At 49.2% G+C, this 18,750-nt stretch carries 15 protein-coding genes; 9 read left to right on the top strand and 6 right to left on the bottom strand.

Going from position 1 to position 18,750, the window contains the following annotated elements:
- Window positions 1–263: 263 nt before the first annotated feature.
- The 3 genes from FTT68_RS10145 (at window position 264) to FTT68_RS10135 (ending at window position 4,859) form a co-directional block, all read left to right on the top strand.
- Window positions 264–1,493: an MFS transporter gene (locus tag FTT68_RS10145; protein ID WP_160243622.1), complete on the top strand. Its 1,230-nt coding sequence runs from the start codon at window positions 264–266 to the stop codon at window positions 1,491–1,493.
- A gap of 118 nt (window positions 1,494–1,611) precedes the next feature.
- A complete protein-coding gene (locus tag FTT68_RS10140; RefSeq protein WP_180175313.1) occupies window positions 1,612–4,011 on the top strand; it encodes a YgiQ family radical SAM protein in 2,400 nt (799 codons plus the stop codon).
- A gap of 314 nt (window positions 4,012–4,325) precedes the next feature.
- Window positions 4,326–4,859 (top strand): DUF2726 domain-containing protein, encoded by a 534-nt coding sequence (locus FTT68_RS10135; RefSeq protein WP_005181471.1) that lies wholly within the window; start codon window positions 4,326–4,328, stop codon window positions 4,857–4,859.
- A 38-nt stretch (window positions 4,860–4,897) separates the two neighbouring features.
- Here FTT68_RS10135 and FTT68_RS10130 read toward each other — a convergent pair whose 3' ends face one another.
- From FTT68_RS10130 to mdtD, 5 genes are all read right to left on the bottom strand, one after another.
- A complete protein-coding gene (locus tag FTT68_RS10130; RefSeq protein ID WP_005181474.1) occupies window positions 4,898–5,251 on the bottom strand; it encodes a RidA family protein in 354 nt (117 codons plus the stop codon).
- A 466-nt stretch (window positions 5,252–5,717) separates the two neighbouring features.
- Window positions 5,718–6,773, bottom strand: coding sequence for a DNA polymerase IV (gene dinB / locus FTT68_RS10125; RefSeq protein WP_180175312.1), 1,056 nt, complete (start codon window positions 6,771–6,773; stop codon window positions 5,718–5,720).
- A gap of 9 nt (window positions 6,774–6,782) precedes the next feature.
- Window positions 6,783–7,796 carry an MBL fold metallo-hydrolase gene (locus FTT68_RS10120; RefSeq protein ID WP_016659726.1) on the bottom strand — a complete coding sequence of 338 codons (1,014 nt, stop codon included), beginning with the start codon at window positions 7,794–7,796 and terminating at the stop codon, window positions 6,783–6,785.
- A 49-nt stretch (window positions 7,797–7,845) separates the two neighbouring features.
- Window positions 7,846–8,631, bottom strand: a complete 786-nt coding sequence (locus FTT68_RS10115; RefSeq protein WP_180175311.1) for a GH25 family lysozyme — start codon at window positions 8,629–8,631, stop codon at window positions 7,846–7,848.
- A 75-nt stretch (window positions 8,632–8,706) separates the two neighbouring features.
- On the bottom strand, window positions 8,707–10,098 hold the full coding sequence (mdtD, locus tag FTT68_RS10110; RefSeq protein ID WP_005181486.1) for a multidrug transporter subunit MdtD: 1,392 nt from the start codon (window positions 10,096–10,098) through the stop codon (window positions 8,707–8,709).
- 176 nt (window positions 10,099–10,274) lie between these two features.
- On the opposite strand from mdtD, the gene FTT68_RS10105 reads away from it, so the two are divergent.
- Both FTT68_RS10105 and FTT68_RS10100 read left to right on the top strand, forming a co-directional pair.
- On the top strand, window positions 10,275–12,089 hold the full coding sequence (locus FTT68_RS10105; protein WP_218947879.1) for a choice-of-anchor I family protein: 1,815 nt from the start codon (window positions 10,275–10,277) through the stop codon (window positions 12,087–12,089).
- A gap of 159 nt (window positions 12,090–12,248) precedes the next feature.
- Window positions 12,249–13,214: a hypothetical protein gene (locus FTT68_RS10100; protein WP_016659723.1), complete on the top strand. Its 966-nt coding sequence runs from the start codon at window positions 12,249–12,251 to the stop codon at window positions 13,212–13,214.
- Window positions 13,215–13,292: 78 nt separating this feature from the next.
- Here FTT68_RS10100 and FTT68_RS10095 read toward each other — a convergent pair whose 3' ends face one another.
- The gene (locus FTT68_RS10095) at window positions 13,293–13,913 is read right to left on the bottom strand and encodes a TIGR00730 family Rossman fold protein (RefSeq protein WP_104470536.1); all 621 of its coding nucleotides are present in this window, start codon (window positions 13,911–13,913) and stop codon (window positions 13,293–13,295) included.
- Between the two features lie 336 nt (window positions 13,914–14,249).
- Between FTT68_RS10095 and FTT68_RS10090 the strand changes: the two genes are divergently transcribed.
- From FTT68_RS10090 to FTT68_RS10075, 4 genes are all read left to right on the top strand, one after another.
- Window positions 14,250–15,827, top strand: coding sequence for a TerC family protein (locus FTT68_RS10090; protein WP_075167841.1), 1,578 nt, complete (start codon window positions 14,250–14,252; stop codon window positions 15,825–15,827).
- 79 nt (window positions 15,828–15,906) lie between these two features.
- Complete coding sequence (locus FTT68_RS10085; RefSeq protein ID WP_168406375.1) at window positions 15,907–16,374, top strand: YchJ family protein; 468 nt, start codon at window positions 15,907–15,909, stop codon at window positions 16,372–16,374.
- Window positions 16,375–16,437: 63 nt separating this feature from the next.
- On the top strand, window positions 16,438–17,082 hold the full coding sequence (locus FTT68_RS10080) for a trimeric intracellular cation channel family protein (RefSeq protein WP_005181518.1): 645 nt from the start codon (window positions 16,438–16,440) through the stop codon (window positions 17,080–17,082).
- 144 nt (window positions 17,083–17,226) lie between these two features.
- Entirely contained in the window at window positions 17,227–18,546 is a 1,320-nt protein-coding gene (locus tag FTT68_RS10075; protein WP_005181520.1) for an MFS transporter, read from the top strand.
- The last annotated feature ends 204 nt before the right edge of the window (window positions 18,547–18,750 follow it).

The following is an 18,750-nucleotide window of genomic DNA, read 5'->3' as shown; positions in this document are numbered from 1 at the left end:
CCCGAACTCAGAAGTGAAACCTCTTAGCGCTGATGGTAGTGTGGGGTTACCCATGTGAGAGTAAGTCATCGCCAGCTCATTAATTCAAAATCCCCCGAGCTTAAACAGCAGGGGGATTTTTTTATGCAGAAAATTTGTGTGCTTAAGAAAGTAGAATTTATCGAGGGTTCTTCTCTCCGTTTAAACCAGCTTTTAATCGGTTGAAATTGAAGCCCCCAATTTAACCGGAACCGGCGTATACTCATAACATAATTGGAGTGTATATGTCAGATTCCCAAAGCCAGACTCAGCAAATTGAGCACGATTCTCCTCAGTTTAAGGCCATTCTTCTCTCTTTGTTTTTGGCCGGTTTTGCCTCCTTTTCTGCCTTGTACTGTGTTCAACCGATGATGCCGATTCTGGCCCAGTTCTTTCAGGTCAGTCCGACCCAAAGTAGTTTTCCCTTATCTTTTTCAACCTTCGCCTTGGCCGCCGCTCTATTATTTACTGGCCTGATTTCAGATCGGGTCGGGCGTAAACCGATTATGGTCGTGGCACTGTTTTCTGCAGCCGTGTTGTTAATTGCCAGTGCCTTATTGCCACAGTGGTCATTTTTTCTCAGCACCCGTGTCCTGATTGGCATGACGGTGAGCGGTGTTGCCGCGGTGGCAATGACCTATATTGGTGAAGAAATTGCGGCCAAAGATGTTGGCTTTGCCATGGGCTTATATATTTCAGGCACCGCAATTGGCGGCATGAGTGGCCGTTTAATTGCCGGAGTCCTGGTGGATTTTATTTCCTGGCAATATGCAACTTTAATCATTGGTGTGATTAACCTGGCGATTGCGATTCTGTTTTACTGGCTGTTGCCCAATTCCCGGAATTTCCAGTCCTATCCAATTCAATTGTCGCGTTTTAAACAGGCCTTTGCCAAAAATCTGGCCGATCCAAAATTAAGAATTCTGTTTCTTCAGGGCTTTATTCTAATGGGATGCTTTGTCTCGGTATTTAACTACATGAGCTATCATCTGCTGGATGCGCCTTTTGCTTTGCCACAAACCTGGATCGGGCTGATTTCTGTGGCCTATCTGGCTGGAATTTACAGTTCACCACGGGCAGCACAGTGGGGACAAAAGTTTGGCCGAGAAAAAGTGTTACCGTTGATGCTGCTGGTGATGTGGGCCAGTCTGGCGCTAATGTTACTGAATCAGCTGGCGGTCGTGTTAGTCGGGCTGCTGATTTTTACCTTTGCTTTTTTTGCAGCACATTCTCTTTGTAGCAGCTGGGTGACGGTGCAATCATTACAGTATCGGGCGGTGGGTTCATCTTTATATCTGTTCTGCTATTACTTGGGCTCGAGCGTGCTCGGCAGTGGTAGCGGTCTGATCTGGGAGCGCTGGGACTGGCCTGGTCTATTGATCTTTATCGCAAGTCTGCTGTTGTTAGGCCTGATATTGACCCTATATCTGAAAAAATTAAGCAGCACTGCACCCACGGCACAGATTAAAAATTAAAAACTTGATTTTGTATAAATTATAATCAAGCAAGCCACTTGGAATTCATGCTAAAATACTCGGCTTTCATCTTTCGATCTTTTCTGATCTTCCATCTGCCAGCCGAGAATTGCTAGCCATGTCTACTGCTTATACCGCTCAAACCGCGCCGAAAGCGTTGTTTGATTACGACAAATATTGGGCGTCATGTTTTGAACCCGCGCCATTTTTGCCGATGTCACGCGAGGAAATGGACCAACTCGGCTGGGATAGCTGTGACTTTATTCTGGTCTGCGGCGATGCCTATATTGATCATCCATCTTTTGTATCCGGTATTATTGGCCGTGTGCTGGAAGCGCAAGGTTTCCGGGTCGGAATTATCGCGCAGCCTGACTGGACCAATGTCGAGGCCTTTCGTGCCTTAGGTAAACCGAATATTGCCTGGGGCGTCACTGCTGGCAATATGGACTCGATGATCAACCGTTATACTGCGGACCGAAAAATCCGCTCGGATGATGCCTATTCACCAGACAATGTCCCGAACAAGCGTCCAGACCGTGCTGCAACCGTGTATTGCCAGCGCTGTCGTGAAGCCTTCCCGGATGTGCCGGTGTTGCTTGGCGGGATCGAAGGTTCACTGCGTCGTATTGCGCATTATGATTACTGGTCAGATAAAGTCCGTCGTTCAATTCTGATGGATTCAAAAGCCGATTTATTGATGTACGGTAATGGCGAGCGTTCCATTATTGAAGTGATGCACCGTCTGGCCAAAGGCGAAAAAATTACCGATATCACCGATGTGCGCGGTACTGCCTTTATTATCAATAAACATAACCGTGCGGCCAAAGCCAAGTTTGTCGAAATCGCCTCCAATGATGTCGATACCATTGGCCGTGTCGATCCGATCATCAACCCCTATGTGATGACCGAAGATATTGATGGCTGTGAAGTTGAAAAAGAAAAGGGTAACAGCTTAAGCCAGTACCAGAATTTCCAAAAAGAAATGGTGGCCAATCCGATTGTCCGTGAAGGCGACAACCTGGATGCCGATACGCAGATTGTTCAGCTGCAACCGGCCTCAAAAGCCATTAAGCATAAACTGCCACCACGTGAACTGGCGGTTATTCGTTTGCCATCTTTTGAAGACGTGGCTAATGATCCGGTGCTATATGCACATGCCAACCGTATTCTGCATTTGGAAACTAACCCGGGCAACGCACGTGCTTTGGTGCAAAAACACGGCGAGCGTGATGTCTGGATTAATCCACCACCAATTCCATTGACCACTGAAGAAATGGATTATGTGTTTGACCTGCCATATGCACGTCTGCCACATCCAGCTTATGGCGATGCACGTTTCCCGGCGTTCGACATGATCAAGTTCTCGGTGAACATCATGCGTGGCTGTTTTGGGGGCTGTACGTTCTGTTCGATTACCGAACACGAAGGCCGTATCATCCAGAACCGTTCGGAAGAGTCGATTTTGCGTGAAGTGGAAAAAATCCGTGATACCGCACCGGGCTTTACCGGGATTATCTCGGACTTAGGTGGTCCAACCGCTAACATGTACCGCTTGCACTGTAAAGATCCGGAAATTGAAAAGAACTGCCGTAAGCCGTCCTGTGTATTCCCAGGCGTGTGTCAGAACCTGCATACCGATCATGCACCACTGACCCAGCTGTACCGTAAAGCACGTGCAATTAAAGGCATTAAAAAGATTTTGATTGGTTCCGGTCTGCGTTATGACCTGGCGGTACTGAATCCGGAATATGTGCGTGAACTGGTGACCCACCACGTTGGGGGTTATCTGAAGATTGCACCAGAACATACCGAAAAAGGTCCGTTATCGAAGATGATGAAGCCCGGTATTGGTACCTATGACCGCTTCAAGCAAATGTTTGATCGTTTCAGCAAGGAAGCCGGCAAGGAACAGTATCTGATTCCGTATTTCATCGCGGCGCATCCGGGCACCACCGACTACGACATGATGAACCTGGCGATCTGGCTGAAAAAGAATGGTTTCCGTGCCGATCAGGTACAGACCTTCTATCCATCGCCAATGGCCACCGCCACCACCATGTATTACACCGGTAAAAACCCGCTGGCCAAAGTGGCGCGTTATACCGAAGATGTCGATATTGTGAAAGGAGAGAAACGTCGTCGTCTGCACAAAGCCTTCTTGCGTTACCATGATCCAAACAACTGGCCATTGTTACGTGAGGCTTTAAAAGAGATGGGCCGTGCCGATTTGATTGGCAATTCCAAGCAGCATCTGATTCCAACCTATCAGCCGCAAGGTACGGAAGGGCAGTACCAGTCAGCGCGTAAGAAAAACTCGACCCTGGCCGGAGATTCACAGAAACGTACCGGTCAGCCTGGTAACCGTGGTCAAGGCCAAAATCAGGGTCAGTCGAATCGTCCGAAAAAAGGCCAGATGTTGACACAGCACACTGGTTTGCCGCCACGTGAAACTGGTGAAAAACGTCCATTTGGCGGCGCAAAGACCAAAGGTAAGTCTAAGCCAAAATCCCGTGCTTAAATCAGGAAAGGACGCCAAGTGCGTCCTTTTTTCTGGCGCACATTTTGTCGGATTTGTCAGACAATTGGTTTGAAAAGAATTGTGAAGCTCATAAAAGTTGGTATACATTAGCTTGAGGAAAAACAAGGAGATGGTTTTTCCTGGAAACTTGCTCTGCAACAGACTGTCAGTGTTTATGCATCTTTCGTCAGCATTGGTTTAAGTTTCTTAAATTTAACCTATTTATAATAAGCAAAACGTTATACTTGTATTTGAAAAATAATCGGTGAGATACCGAATAAATTATAAGAATAGAGTATTAAAGGATTAACCTCATGACCGTTTATATTATTCTCGCAAGTCTTATTCTGGCAGGGTTGCTCATCATGGCAGCCAGGCATGCCATTCAGGCTAAACGCCAGACCGACAGCACCCTGAAACGCCGCGCTATTTTCAGTTTGAATGAGCAGCTGACCTATACCCGGCTAAAAGAAATTTTACCGACCCATACCGTGCTGACCCATGTGTCTTTTGATGCGCTACTGACCACCAAACTGCCGCGTACCCGCAATAAATACCGCAATATGGTGGCGGACTTTGTGGTGCTGGATGATGCTTATCAGGTACTGGCCGTGATTACCCTGGATGATACCCTGACCTTAAAACGTCAGCATATTCAGTATCAGAATGAATTGCTGCGGATGGCCGGTTATACCGTAATCAGCTTTGATCAGGTGCCGGAATATCAGCAGTTGCGTGAAGAATTTGGGTTACTGGAGGGCGCTGAAAATCTGGAGGCGCTTGATCTGCCAAAAAAGAAATTGGCGTTCTATCCGGCCTCAGCGCGCAGAATGGGCGCGTTGGGTTGAAAAAAAGCATCTAAACAGATGCTTTTTATCTCAAATTTTTATGGTTTAACCGCGACCACAGTCATTTCAACCAGGACTTCGGGCTGATACAGCTTGGCTTCCACACAGGTACGGGGCAGTGCTTCAATATCGGCGACCCAGGCATCCCAGATTTCATTCATGGCTGCATAGTCTTGCTCGATATCTTTTAAGAAAATCATGACTGACATGATATGACTTTTATCGGTGCCGGCTTCAGCCAGTAAACGGTCAATTATCTCAAGGGTCTGGCGGGTCTGACCGCGAATATCCAGGCTGGTGTCTTCTGCCAGCTGGCCGGCCAAATGCACCAGATGGCCTGAAATGGCAATTTCTGAATAGCGCTGTGCGACATGTAAACGTTGTACGGTCATAACAAAATCCTGTAGATGGGCAGGCAGCACCTCAGCTGCTCCGGCAATGTGACTATATTGCCATGAAGCGCCAGTACAGAACACCAGCGCTGCCGGATTTGGTACAGAAATCCATCAATCTTGTGGTGATTTTGATTTGGAAAAGGGGAATTTTAGGACGTAAAAGTCGGTGATCTGAAGGGAATAGATCAGGATAATGCAACAGAAAATCAGATAAAAAGAAGAATATACAACGAGGCGGGAGACGATACAGCCATCCATGGGAACGTCAGAGTTGTCCTGTAATATTCGGATAGATCATCACGCCAATCACAGGACAGCATGCTGAAAGTAAAGGTGATTTTCAGCATCTCAGCACATACATGGATAAATGTATTGCGCAGATAGATTACTCTAATTTTGCCCATTGTGAAGCGCATTTTGTATCATTTTTATTCTTTTGATCAATTTCTGCACAATTTTAAGCCTAAAGTAGGCTGAGCTGTGGCTGCTGGGCTGGTGAGGACAGTTGATAAACTCCCACGCCAATTAACCGGAACTTTTCTTGGGGCGAAATATGCATTTCCTCAATTAATAGCTGTAACGCCTGTGCCAGCTGCTGCGGATGAGTAAAAATATGCTGAAAGCTTTTGCTGTGCTGTAACACCTGAAAGTTTTTCAGTTTCAGTTTGACTGACACGCCGCGGGCACAGAGCTGCTTTTTTTCCAGACTGGCCCAGATCTGTTGCAGCAGTTGTGGCCAGTAGGGTGTGCATTGGCTGAGGACATAATCATCATCAAAGGTGATTTCTTTGGAAATCTGCTGGCGTTTGCGTTCGGCTTGAACCGGGCGCTCATCAATGCCTTGTGCATATAAAAACAGGCGTTTGCCATATTTGCCAAAGCGTTGAATCAGCAGACCTTCTTCGACCTGTTGCAGATCGCCTAAGGTTTCCAGACCCAAGGCCTTCAGCTTTTCCTGCATGACCTTGCCCACGCCCGGAATTTTCTTTAAGGGTAAATCCTGAATAAAGGTCTGCACCTGCGAAGGCTTGATCACGCAGAGGCCATTCGGTTTATGCCAGTCCGAGGCAATTTTGGCCAGAAATTTATTGGGTGCCACGCCGGCAGATGCAGTCAGGCCGGTGGTCTGAAAAATATCTTCGCGGATGTGCATTGCCACTTCTGTGGCGCTGGGGAGCTGCGGCAGGTTTTCGGTAACATCCAGATAGGCTTCATCGAGCGACAGCGGTTCAATAATCGCGGTATATTTTTGAAAAATTTGATGGATTTGTGCCGAGACTTCCCGGTACTTCTGGAAATTCGGTTCCAGTACAATCACCTGCGGGCACAGTTTCCGGCCCTGACTCATTGACATGGCCGAGCGCAGCCCAAACACCCGCGCCGGGTAGGACGCGGCCACAATCACCGCGCGAGGATGATGTGATGCCACCACCACCGGCAGATGTTGTAACTCTGGACGCTCTTTTAGCTCGACCGAGGCATAGAACGCATCCATATCAATATGAATGATTTTTCTCATGGCACCATCTTAACGCGCGACATCCGTGGCTGTCATTAGCGGATAAGCATACGGTTGATCGAGCAGCAGCACTTGGGTCTGTTGTTGTGCTGCGGCCTTGATCACGGTATTCAGACTCTTCGGGGTATTATCGGCCAGATGTGGTAAAAACTGTAGCGGCTGTTCTGGCGGCTGGAAAAAATCATCCCAATGGATGGGAATCAGCACCTTGGGTTTTAGGTGCTGCAAGGTTTCTGCCAGATACTGCTGCTGATACTGTTCCGGTTGCCTGGACAGCTGGGCAATGCCCAGAAACAGATGATCGACCTGTAGCTGTTTGAGCTGTTCGGGAATAAAACCGGTGCTGGCCTTGACCAGACTTTTATGACCTTCATATTCAATCAGATAGTCAAAGCTATGGCCTTCTTTAAACTCCGAAAACCGTGCCGGCAGGCTCAGTGGCTGCTGGATTTCCTCACCCAGATCATTATTCACTGCAGTTGGCGGCGTATGCTGGGACGGGAAAGCGGTGACAGTAAAGTTGCCAATCTGCATCGGTTGTAAAGGTACCAGCTGCTGTAACTGGCTTTCGGGCAAGTGAGCACCACGGGCAATATTCAGCGTGCTTCGGGAACCAATAATTTTAGCCTGCGGCAGCAATTGGCCAAGTAGAGGGACATCCAGCGCATGGTCATAATGCGAGTGTGTCACCAGAATGGCTTGCGTTCGTTGCAATTGATGGAGCTCAATCGCATGTTCAATTACGATTGGCTGGCTGTTAATTTGACCAAACATCAGCTGACTCAGACTCGGCCGGCTAAAGAAGCCATCAATCAACAGCTGTTGCTGGCCATCATCAAACAGTAAGGTCGATACGCCAAAGAATTTGACCGTGTAGCCCGCTGGTGCGGTTGCTGCCGGCTGATACAGCCACGGCTGGAAATCCTGCACTTTTCCGGAGGGCTGCAGTATATAGATGATGAGTGCAATCAGCAGTAACATCAGGCCAAGCAGACCTGACAAAATCTTGTATTTCAGTGTCATTCGCACAATATCCCTGTCAGCTTTTATTTTTATCTTGTTGGTATGAGTATTAAGGGGTTGTATCCGTACTATGTTTAGATGGTTCCACAATCTGGTTGGCCTTCAGAAACTGTTGCCAGTCCTGTTCATCGCCATAAAAGGCATTAAGATCGACCGGAGTGGCAATGCCGGTAATCTGGCCACGATTGCTATATTGCCAGAACAGCCAGTCGGGATTGCCACTTAAGGCCGGTTTACCCTGATATTCGCGTACCCACAGCGGCACCTGCGGGAACTGATTGACCAGTACAATATTATAAAAATTCCTGGAAATGTAAAAAATCGGCTGTTTGCCATAGTGCTGTTGCAGCGCGTCATGCATCACCCCAATTTCATGCAGCAACTGTTCCCGGGTATAGGTGTTGATGCAGTTGCTGTCGTATTCCAGATCAATCACTGGTGGCAAGCTGTTGGCCTGTTTCGGAACGCTGTCGATAAAATTCTGTGCCTGCACCTGACCATCACGACACAGCCGATAAAAATGATAGGCGCCGACCAGAAAGCCCTGTTCATGCGCGGCCAGCCAGTTGTCCTGAAATTTACGGTCTTTAAAATCGCCGCCTTCAGTGGCTTTTAAATAGACGAAACGGTATTTTTTCGGCGAAATCCTGTGCCAGTCAATCTGCTGCTGATGATGCGAAACATCAAAGCCCTGAATCGGATAGTCCTGTGCGGTGGCTGGCCGGGTATGCAGCACGCCCCAATACAGCAAGGCCGCCATCAGCACCACGCCGCAGATGGCAACCGCAGCATAGGTCAGGGGCTGGACAGAACGGCGGGCAGGGTGTGCAGACATAGGCAAGGTAGATCTTCAGGATTCAATTTTGATCATAACGCGAAGCCTGCACGGCGGCTAGCATTCTACGCGGCTTTAGACCGGGGTGTTTTTCGGAATTTTCCAGAAAATCATTGCAGCCAGCAGGTTGATACTGCCCAGACAGATCAGGCTGGCATGAAAGGCTGCGACCACCTGTTCCGGTCCCCAATAGGCACTAAACAGGTTGACCAGCGTTCCGGCCAAGGCCACGCCAATACTCATGGACAGCATCATGATCATCGACAGGAAGCTGTTGCCGCTGCTGGCATCCTGCTGCGGCAAATCTTTTAGGGTCAGGGTGTTCATGGACACAAACTGCAGTGAATTAAGCAGACCAAAAATAAAGAAATGCAGCGCACGTAGCCAGATGGGTGTGTCGGCCGTGGTCAGGGCAAAACTGGCGATACAGGCCCCGACCAGCAAGGTATTGGTGATAAGTACCTGACGATAACCAAAGCGCTGAATCAGCTGGCGGATGATCGGTTTTGAGGCCAGCGAACCGAGTACGGTCGGAATCATCATCAGGCCGGTCACAAAGGGCTCAAAGCCAAAGGCCAGTTGCAGCATCAGCGGCAGTAAAAAGGGAATTGAATTGCCGGCCAGCCGGGCAATCGAGTTACCGAGAATCCCGATTGCATAAATCCGGTGCCGGAACAGCTTGCTGCGAAACAGGGCATTCTGATGGGTATGCGCATGATAGGCATACAGGCCGGCACTCAGCAGACCGAGCAGAACCAGCGCAATGCTCCACCACAGCGAGTACAGCGGACTAGCCACATTTTCAATACCCAGTGACAGCCCGACCATGGCAATCAATAACAGGATAAATCCCCAGAAATCAAATTGCGGCACGCTCGGCTCGGTAATATTTGGCATGGCTTTAAAAGTAATCAAGACCCCTAAAATGCCAATCGGCAGATTGATTAGAAAAATCCAGTGCCATGAGGCCACTTCCACCAGCCAGCCGCCCAAAGTAGGTCCAATTAAGGGGCCGATCAGACCGGCCAGACTCATCAGGCTCATGGCCGATAAAAACTGGGTGCGGGGAATGATTTTTAGCATCGCCAGACGACCAACTGGCAATAAGAACGCGCCGCCAATGCCTTGCAGTACCCGGTAAAACAGCAGTTCATTCAGGCTGCTGGCATAGGCACAGCCAATGGAGGCCAGGGTGAAAATCACAATGGCGGAAAAATAGGTGTTGCGCACGCCAAAACGGTCGGCCAGCCAGCCACTCAAGGGAATACAGGCCGCCACTGACAATACATAGGCCACCACCACGCTGTGCATGCGCAGCGGATCTTCCTGCAAATTCTCGGCAATGGCCGGCAACGCGGTGTTGATGATGGTGGTATCCAGGCCCTGCATAAAAAAGCCAATCGACACCAAGAGCACCAACAATCTGAATTCGGGTTGCAGGGCTTGATGGGTTGGCGTGGCAGTCATAATTAGCGGGCATGGTGGAATTTTGCCTAGTGTAAAACAATCTGGCGCGGATGTCGTATCTAAAGCGTTGCCGCGTGACGGCCTGACCCTGTCAGAAAACTGCAATCAAAACGTCATGGCACTGCAACCGGATGTTTATAAATTGTTCATATTCTAAACACTATCAAATTAAACCTATGAAATTAAAATTGAAATCACTTTGGGTGGCCATGTTGGCCGTGGGGATGGCAGCGTGTAACAGTGATGATGATCAGGTCAGTCCTGCACCGGTCGATCCAACCCCCAATACCATTGAACTGAGCAAAATTGGGGCCTATCAGTCGGGCATTTTTGCAGAAAGTGCCGCAGAAATTCCGGCCTATGATGCCGCCAGCAAACGCCTGTTTGTGGTCAATGCGCAGGCCGGGGTGCTGGATGTACTCGATTTAAGCCAGCCAAATCAGCCGGTTAAAATTACCGAAATTCAGGTCCATGATATTGCTGAAGGCGCGGAAGTAAACAGTGTCGCAGTGCATAACGGTATTGTGGCAATTGCGATTCAGGCTGCCGTCAAAACCGATCCGGGTTATGTGGCGCTGTATCAGGCCAAAGATCTGAGCAAACTGGCGCATGTGCAGGTTGGTGCCTTGCCGGATATGCTGACTTTTAGCCCGGATGGTCAAACCCTGCTGGTGGCCAATGAAGGTGAGCCATCGGACGATTATCAGGTTGATCCGGAAGGTTCAATTTCCGTGATTCAGCTGAGTAATTTAACAGCGCCTGTGGTTCGCACTGCAGACTTCAAAGCCTTTAATGGTCAGGAAGCGGCGCTGCGTGCCCAGGGCGTGCGTATTTTCGGGCCAAATGCGACCGCGGCGCAGGATTTTGAACCGGAATATATTACGGTATCGCAAGATGGCAAAACGGCTTGGGCCGCATTGCAGGAAAACAATGCACTGGCCAAAATTGATGTGGTTAATGCCAAAGTACTGGCGGTGTATCCATTGGGCTTTAAAGACCATGGTCTGGACGGCAATGGCATGGATGTCAGCGATATGGATGGTGTCGATGGAGCGGGCAGTATTAAGATCCAGACTTGGGCCAATGTGCGCGGTCTGTATATGCCAGATGCGATTGCCAGCTTTGATGTGGCCGGCAAAACCTATATTGTGACCGCCAATGAAGGCGATGCACGCGCTTGGGGTGAAGACACGCCAGAATATTTTAATAATGACACCAGCAAAGGTTTTGTAGAAGAATGGCGAGTAAAACATCTGGTACATGCCGATGGCTTTTCCCGCCGTTTAGGCGATGATTTACCGGCGCACTTAAGCCAGCTGGCCAAAGGTGCCGAGCTGAATCCGGATAATTTTGGTTACTGCGGTGCCACGGCAGGCAATGCCGGTGACTGCCGTAAAGATCATCTGCTGGGTCGTCTGAATATTACCTGGACTGAAGGCTACCAGAAAAATGCCGATGGTACGCCAAAGCTGAATGAACGCGGCAATCTGGTATATGACCATCTTTATAGTTTTGGTGCACGCTCGGTCAGTATCTGGACAGAAAATAGCGCGCAAAACGGTCTGGAACGGGTCTGGGATTCAGGGGATGATTTTGAGCAGTACATTGCCGAGCATCATCCGGAAATTTTCAATGCCAACCATGAAGAAGCAGGCATGGATAACCGCAGTGACAACAAAGGTCCTGAACCTGAAGGCGTGACGCTGGGCCAGATTGGCAGCAAAACCTTTGCCTTTATTGGTCTGGAACGTGCTGGCGGGGTGATGGTCTATGATGTGTCGACTCCGGCAGCACCAAGTTTTGTACAGTATCTGAATAGCCGCGAGATGAGTGCGAGCACTGAACAAATCGAGCTGGGTCAGGCTGGCGATTTAGGTCCGGAAGGTCTGGTCTTTATTGCGGCAAAGGACTCGCCTAATGGCCAGCCATTACTGGTGGTGGGCAATGAAGTCAGCGGCAGCACCGCGGTATATCAGCTGAATCTGAAATAAGTGAGCAAAAAAGAGAAAGGGCACTACGGTGCTCTTTTTTATTTTAAATTTTCATTGTCACTAAAATGTCATAGAACTGAAATAGTATTGTCATCATTTTAAGCTAATGCCAGCCCGATTGGGGGTGGTATTCCCTTTTTGAACATAGGCTTTGTTCTTATGACAATTGAACTTTTAATGGTAATCGGCTTCTGTTTGGCGGCCTATTCTATTGTCGGAAATGATGTACCTCAAACCTTAGGGACTTTTATTTCTTCTAACTCCCATCGTCCTTGGTGGGTACTGTGGGTGTATATCAGCAGTATCCTGGTTGTGGTCTTGGTCTATGGCTGGTATGCATCGGGCGTCGGTGATGCCTCTTATGGGCGACTGGAAACTATTCCGTTCCCTGAAGGCGGAATTACCTGGCTGTATATTGTGCCGCCGGTTTTACTGTTGCTACTGACCAAATATGGTATTCCGGTCAGTACCACCTTCTTGGTGTTGACCATCTTCTCTCCTGCGAGCTTGGGCTCGATGATGGTCAAATCCATGATGGGCTATGCCGTGGCCTTCTTGGCGGCGCTGATCATCTATCGTTTTGTGGCCAACAAAATGACGGTGTACTTTAACCAGACCAAAGATCAGGAACATTCGACCAAATGGGTGATTCTACAATGGTTATCTACCGGTTTCCTGTGGAGCCAGTGGCTGATTCAGGATCTGGCCAACATCTTCGTGTATGTGCCGCGTCAGGTACCGTTTGAATTCCTGATGTTTGCCATTACGGTCTTTGTGATCTTGCTGGGGGTTATTCTGTACCAGCGTGGTGGTGCCATCCAGAAGATTGTCGATACCAAAACCGATGTTACCGATGTACGTGCTGCGACCATCGTGGACTTTATCTATGCAATGATCCTGCTGATTTTCAAAGAGTGGAGCAATATCCCGATGAGTACCACCTGGGTATTCCTGGGTCTGTTGGCCGGTCGTGAATTTGCCATCTCAATGATTGTGAACGGGGTTAGCAAATACCGTACCTCACGCAATGTCAGCAAAGATGCGATGAAACTGATGTTTGGTCTGGCCATGTCGGTATTCCTGGCGACCACTTTGCCATGGTTCTATAACCTGATTTCAGGCTAAGCATGGACTGAACATCAAGTACAAAAAAAGCGAGCTTCGGCTCGCTTTTTTCTTTCTGGACTTTTGGGTTCAAGCGCTTTAAATGGCAACGTGCTGTGGGGCATCCAGATTATGCAAGGCAGTCAGGATTTCATCGGCATGATTGCAGACAATCAGCTTGGCGCGGTGCTGCGGCGGCAGGAAGCCTTCGGCTACGGCATGGTCAAGCTGGGCAATCAGCGCATCATAGAAGCCATTGACGTTATACAGCATCATCGGTTTTTGATGCTGGTTCAATTGGCCCCAGGTGGCAATTTCCAGAATTTCTTCAAAGGTACCCAGTCCGCCCGGCAAGGCCACAAAGGCGCTGGCACGTTCGGCCATGAGGGCTTTACGCTCATGCATGCTGTGTACAATATGCAACTCGGTCAGACGATGATGGGCAATTTCATAATCCAGCATAAATTCCGGAATCACACCTACAGTTTCACCACCGTGATCAACCACGGCATCGGCGACCTGGCCCATTAAACCGATACTGGCGCCGCCATAGACCAGACCAAAGCCATTTTCCGCCAGACGGCGTGCCAGTGCCACGGCCTTTTCCTGATAGACCGGTTTATTTCCAGAACGTGAGCCGCAATATAAAGCAATTAAAGGTTGTGTTGTTTTAGGAGAAGGATGTTTTAAATTATCAGTCATTTTTACTACGCTATTCATGATTCTTGTTTCACCTTAACATGTTCTTTTTGTCTGCTCTAGCTTATGCAAAAAATATGACAAACAATGCCAGCGCCGTGCAGTGTGATTGCAAAGAATTGTTAAAGCATGCAGCACAACCGTGATCAGGCCAAAAAAAGAGTGATTCTGGCGCCAATCTTTTCTATACTGAAATCGTGTTTGACAACAATAGAACCGTCATGGGTAGTGGACACTATTGCACCATACAACAACAGCCGCTTTTAATCTCTTTTCTTTTCCCTTTCATTCCCCAGGTTTTGAAACAGCCGGCCTTGGCTGTCGCACAGCCAAAACGATACTCGTGGAGCATCGCCCATGATTTTTGAATGGATGTCTGATCCAGCCGCATGGGTGGGTTTGCTGACCCTGATTATTCTGGAAATTGTGCTGGGTATTGATAACCTGGTGTTTATTGCCATTCTGGCTGAAAAATTGCCGCCAGAACAGCGTAATGCCGCGCGGGTGGTCGGGCTGATTCTGGCTTTAGGCATGCGCCTGATTCTGCTGGCTTCAATTGCTTGGGTGGTCACCCTGACCAATCCGCTGTTCCATATTTTTGATCATCCGTTTTCGGGTCGTGATCTGATCTTGCTGTTTGGTGGGGTGTTCCTGCTGTTTAAAGGCACCATGGAGCTGCGTGAGCGTATTGAAGGCAAGCCGCAGCTGAAAGAAGAAAATCCGGTACACGCCACTTTCTGGATGGTGATTGTGCAGATTGTGGTGCTGGATGCGGTGTTCTCGCTCGACAGTGTGATTACCGCGGTCGGCATGGTCAAAGAGCTGTCGGTGATGATGATCGCGGTGACCATTGCCATCGGTATTATGCTTTGGGCCTCTAAACCGCTGATGGATTTTGTCAACAAACATCCAACTGTGGTGATTCTGTGCCTGTGCTTCCTGATGATGATCGGTTTCTCGCTGGTGGTGGAAGGTTTTGGTTATCACATTCCAAAAGGCTATTTATATGCCGCGATTGGTTTCTCGGTGATGATCGAGTTCCTGAACCAGGCCATGCGCAAAAATCAGGAAAAAATGGTCACCACCACCGACCTGCGTTATCGTACCGCTTCTGCGGTGATGCGGATGCTCGGCGGCAAACCGAACGGGCCGGAACCGGAGCATCCAAGTCCGGAAGAAGTGCTGGCGACACGTGCTTTTGCCGATGAAGTCTTTGCCGAAGAGAACAGCGTTTACCATACCGTGATGGTGCAGGGCGTACTCAGTCTGGCCGAGCGTCCGGTAAAATCGGTGATGACCCCGCGACCGGAACTGGAATGGCTGGATTTAGATGAAGACCAGGACAGCATTCAGGCCCAGCTGATGAATACCTCGCATTCACGTTTAATTGTGGTACATGGCGAGCTGGACAATATTGCCGGGGTGGTGCTGACCCATAAGGTTATGAATGAATTTATTGAAACCGGCGTACTGAATTTTGAAAAACATCTGCGCGAACCGGTGATTGTGCATGAAAATGCACAGGTGTTGATGGTGATGGAACAGCTGCGTCAGGCGCCGCTGCAAATGGCAATTGTACTGAATGAATATGGCTCGATTGAAGGTGTGGTCACCCCGATTGATGTACTGGAAGCCATTGCCGGTGAATTCCCGGATGAAGATACCCTCGACGCGGTTGCAGAAACCCTGGAAGATGGCAGCCTGATGCTGGATGGCTCGACTGATATCCGCCATGTCTCGTTATTGCTCGGTCGTGATCTGGTCAATGAGCTGGAAGAATATTCGACCCTGTCGGGTTATATCCTGTTCCATCTCGGCCGTTTGCCGGAAAATGGCCAACGTCTGCTGGCTGATGATCATATTTTTGAAGTGGTCACCATGGACGGGCATAAAATCGAGAAGGTGCATGTGCTGCCACAGCCGCCAGCCGAGTAGCACTCAGAATATTCCTGTTTTCCGATTCAGTTCCGTTAAAATAGCCTGCATTGTCAGGCTATTTTTTTGGAAAAAATTTATGTCAGAACAGCCTTGTCCTTGTGGCGCTGGGTTTTATCACAGTTGTTGCCAGCCTTTGCATTTAGGTCAGCAGCAGGCCCAAACTGCCGCTCAGCTAATGCGTTCACGCTATAGTGCCTTTGCCTTGCAGCAGATTGGTTATATTGTCAAAACCACCGCACTTGGTCAGCAGCAGGCTCTGGATGTGGCCGCTATTCGGGACTGGAGCAGCGCCAACCAGTGGTTAAAACTGGAAATCGTAAGTGCTCAGGAAAAGCTGGACAAAAGCCATGCCCAGGTCGAATTCAAGGCCTATTATCATGATGGCAACCAGCCGCAGATACATCATGAAGTATCGCATTTCGTCAAACATCAGGGTGCGTGGTATTTTCTTGATCCGACCACCGATCAGCAGATTACCATGAAACAGCCCTGTATCTGCGGTTCGGGCAAGAAATTTAAGCAATGTTGTGCACAATTTTTATAACATTTGCCGTATTTTCGCTTATGATAACGCGCATCAATTCCCCTAGTGAAAGAAGGGCAGTTCATGTTGCTGTTGGTCATTTATATTATTGCCATTACTGCAGAAGCAATGACAGGTGCATTGTCGGCAGGACGGCGAAGCATGGACTGGTTCGGGGTGACCCTGATTGCCTGTGTCACCGCACTGGGCGGCGGCTCGGTACGTGATGTATTGCTGGGCCATTATCCTTTAACCTGGGTCAAGCATCCGGAATATCTGGTGCTGACCTGCGCGGCAGCCTTTGTCACCATTTTAATTGCCAAATGGATGCGCCATCTGCGTTCCATCTTCCTGGTGCTGGATGCTTTGGGCCTGATTGGCTTTACCATTATTGGCTGCCAGATTGCGCTGGAAATGGGCCACGGTTTTGTGGTGTCGGCAGTGGCTGGTGTGCTGACCGGCGTCTCGGGCGGGATTCTGCGTGATATTCTGTGTAATGATGTGCCGCTGGTGTTCCGCCGTGAGCTGTATGCCAGTATCTCTTTTGTGTCGGTGATCTGCTATTGGGTCTGTATTGAAATTGGCCTGTCGCTAGAACTAACCGTTATCGCCACGCTGATTTTTGGTTTTACCTTACGTTTAATTGCGATCTATTTTGGTCTGGAAATGCCAAAATTCATTTATAAGGATGATGATGAGCAGTCGGCCTCATCCAAAGATGCCTCCTAGCCACAAATCTCCTATAAATTAAACGGCATGACCGCTATCCAGATAGCGGTCATTGTCTTTAAAATCAAAGCTGATTGCTGTTGTCATAACAATAACCAGGCGCGCCATCCGCGTTTTCCTCTCCACCCTGTCAGAGCGTTTATTATGGATCTAGTTTCTCGTGTACAACGCTTACCGATTGGTAAGTTCCACTATACCTTGCTATGGGTTATCGGACTGGGCTGGATGTTTGATGCCATGGATACCGGTTTAATCTCCTTTATTCTGGCCAAAATGGCGGAAGACTGGCAAATGAGCCCGGCAGAAAAAGGCTGGGTGGTGTCAATTGGTTTTGTTGGCATGGCCATTGGTGCGGTGTTCTCCGGCGGGTTGGCCGACCGGATTGGGCGTAAAACCGTATTTGCCACGACCCTGGTGATTTATAGCCTGGCCACAGCGGCCTGTGCCTTTGCCCCAAATTTAAGCTGGTTACTGTTTTTCCGTTTTATTGTCGGTTTAGGGCTGGGCGGGCAGTTGCCGGTTGCGGTGACTTTGGTCAGTGAATATATTCCGGCGCATGTGCGGGGCCGCTTTATTGTGCTACTGGAAAGCTTCTGGGGGCTGGGCTGGCTCTGTGCGGCGCTGGTGTCTTATTTTGTGATTCCGACCTTTGACTGGCATATGGCCTTTTTAATTGGTGGTTTGCCGGCGCTCTATGCCTGGGTCATCTGGAAAAAAGTACCGGAATCGGTGCCGTATTTGATTAACCGCGGCCGGGTCGAAGAAGCGCACAAACTAGTACAAAGTCTGGAACGCCGCTGCGGTGTCGAGGTGATTGAACAGCTGGAAGTGAAGCCGGTGGCCGCCAAACAGAATATTTCTTTTGCCCAGCTGTGGTCGGGGCCATTTGCGCGTCGTACCCTCATGCTGTGGCTGATCTGGTTCGGCATTGTCTATTCCTATTATGGCATTTTTACCTGGCTGCCAAGTCTGCTGGTCAAGGAAGGCTATACTATTGTGCAGTCCTTTGAATATGTGCTGATCATGATTCTGGCGCAGTTGCCGGGTTATATTGCGGCGGCCTGGCTGGTAGAAAAACTTGGCCGCAAAGCCACACTGGCCGGCTTTATTGGGCTGTGTGCGGTATCAGCCTACTTCTTTGGACAGGCCAGCAGCGTCGGCATGATCGTGTTCTGGGGTTGCCTGATGTCCTTCTTTAACCTAGGCGCCTGGGGTGTGCTGTATACCTATACGCCGGAACAGTATCCAACCAATATCCGTGCCTTTGGTTCCGGCTGGGCTTCGGCGGTGGGCCGTATGGGCGGTATTGTTGCGCCTTTGGTGGTGACCCAGATGATGGTGATGCACAACGGCTTTAGCTATGTATTTATGATGTTTACCGCGGTGCTGCTGGCCGTGGCACTGGTGATTGTGCTGCTGGGTGAGGAAACCCGCGGCAAGACCCTGGAGTCGATTGGTTTATAAGCAGCCGCTTATACAGATAATTCAAGAAGCGCTGGCTATTGTACCGGCGCATCTTTTTTATTTCTGGAATATGTTTTTCAACGTGCAGTCAGGCTTGTGCATTTTTCAGTTGATTGACGCACCTAAAATGGATATTTTTACGCCATAAGACATAAATTGTCGCAGAGTGTGATCGGCTACCCTTGTGCTGGCCGCGGCTGCGGC

The sequence above is a fragment of the Acinetobacter sp. Q85-2 genome (assembly GCF_013420555.1).
GTDB lineage: Bacteria > Pseudomonadota > Gammaproteobacteria > Pseudomonadales > Moraxellaceae > Acinetobacter > Acinetobacter indicus.
The sequence above is the reverse complement of the archived record's forward strand: the minus strand, read 5'-3'. Positions and strand labels throughout refer to the sequence as shown.

What these genes read in the sequence shown, in the direction of transcription:
- FTT68_RS10105 (WP_218947879.1), top strand. Translation starts at nt 10,275, where the DNA reads ATGAAATTAAAATTGAAATCACTTTGGGTGGCCATGTTGGCCGTGGGG.
- FTT68_RS10145 (WP_160243622.1), top strand. Translation starts at nt 264, where the DNA reads ATGTCAGATTCCCAAAGCCAGACTCAGCAAATTGAGCACGATTCTCCT.
- FTT68_RS10130 (WP_005181474.1), bottom strand. Translation starts at nt 5,251, where the DNA reads ATGACCGTACAACGTTTACATGTCGCACAGCGCTATTCAGAAATTGCC.
- FTT68_RS10115 (WP_180175311.1), bottom strand. Translation starts at nt 8,631, where the DNA reads ATGTCTGCACACCCTGCCCGCCGTTCTGTCCAGCCCCTGACCTATGCT.
- FTT68_RS10135 (WP_005181471.1), top strand. Translation starts at nt 4,326, where the DNA reads ATGACCGTTTATATTATTCTCGCAAGTCTTATTCTGGCAGGGTTGCTC.
- FTT68_RS10090 (WP_075167841.1), top strand. Translation starts at nt 14,250, where the DNA reads ATGATTTTTGAATGGATGTCTGATCCAGCCGCATGGGTGGGTTTGCTG.
- FTT68_RS10075 (WP_005181520.1), top strand. Translation starts at nt 17,227, where the DNA reads ATGGATCTAGTTTCTCGTGTACAACGCTTACCGATTGGTAAGTTCCAC.
- dinB (WP_180175312.1), bottom strand. Translation starts at nt 6,773, where the DNA reads ATGAGAAAAATCATTCATATTGATATGGATGCGTTCTATGCCTCGGTC.
- FTT68_RS10100 (WP_016659723.1), top strand. Translation starts at nt 12,249, where the DNA reads ATGACAATTGAACTTTTAATGGTAATCGGCTTCTGTTTGGCGGCCTAT.
- mdtD (WP_005181486.1), bottom strand. Translation starts at nt 10,098, where the DNA reads ATGACTGCCACGCCAACCCATCAAGCCCTGCAACCCGAATTCAGATTG.
- FTT68_RS10120 (WP_016659726.1), bottom strand. Translation starts at nt 7,796, where the DNA reads ATGACACTGAAATACAAGATTTTGTCAGGTCTGCTTGGCCTGATGTTA.
- FTT68_RS10095 (WP_104470536.1), bottom strand. Translation starts at nt 13,913, where the DNA reads ATGAATAGCGTAGTAAAAATGACTGATAATTTAAAACATCCTTCTCCT.
- FTT68_RS10080 (WP_005181518.1), top strand. Translation starts at nt 16,438, where the DNA reads ATGTTGCTGTTGGTCATTTATATTATTGCCATTACTGCAGAAGCAATG.
- FTT68_RS10085 (WP_168406375.1), top strand. Translation starts at nt 15,907, where the DNA reads ATGTCAGAACAGCCTTGTCCTTGTGGCGCTGGGTTTTATCACAGTTGT.
- FTT68_RS10140 (WP_180175313.1), top strand. Translation starts at nt 1,612, where the DNA reads ATGTCTACTGCTTATACCGCTCAAACCGCGCCGAAAGCGTTGTTTGAT.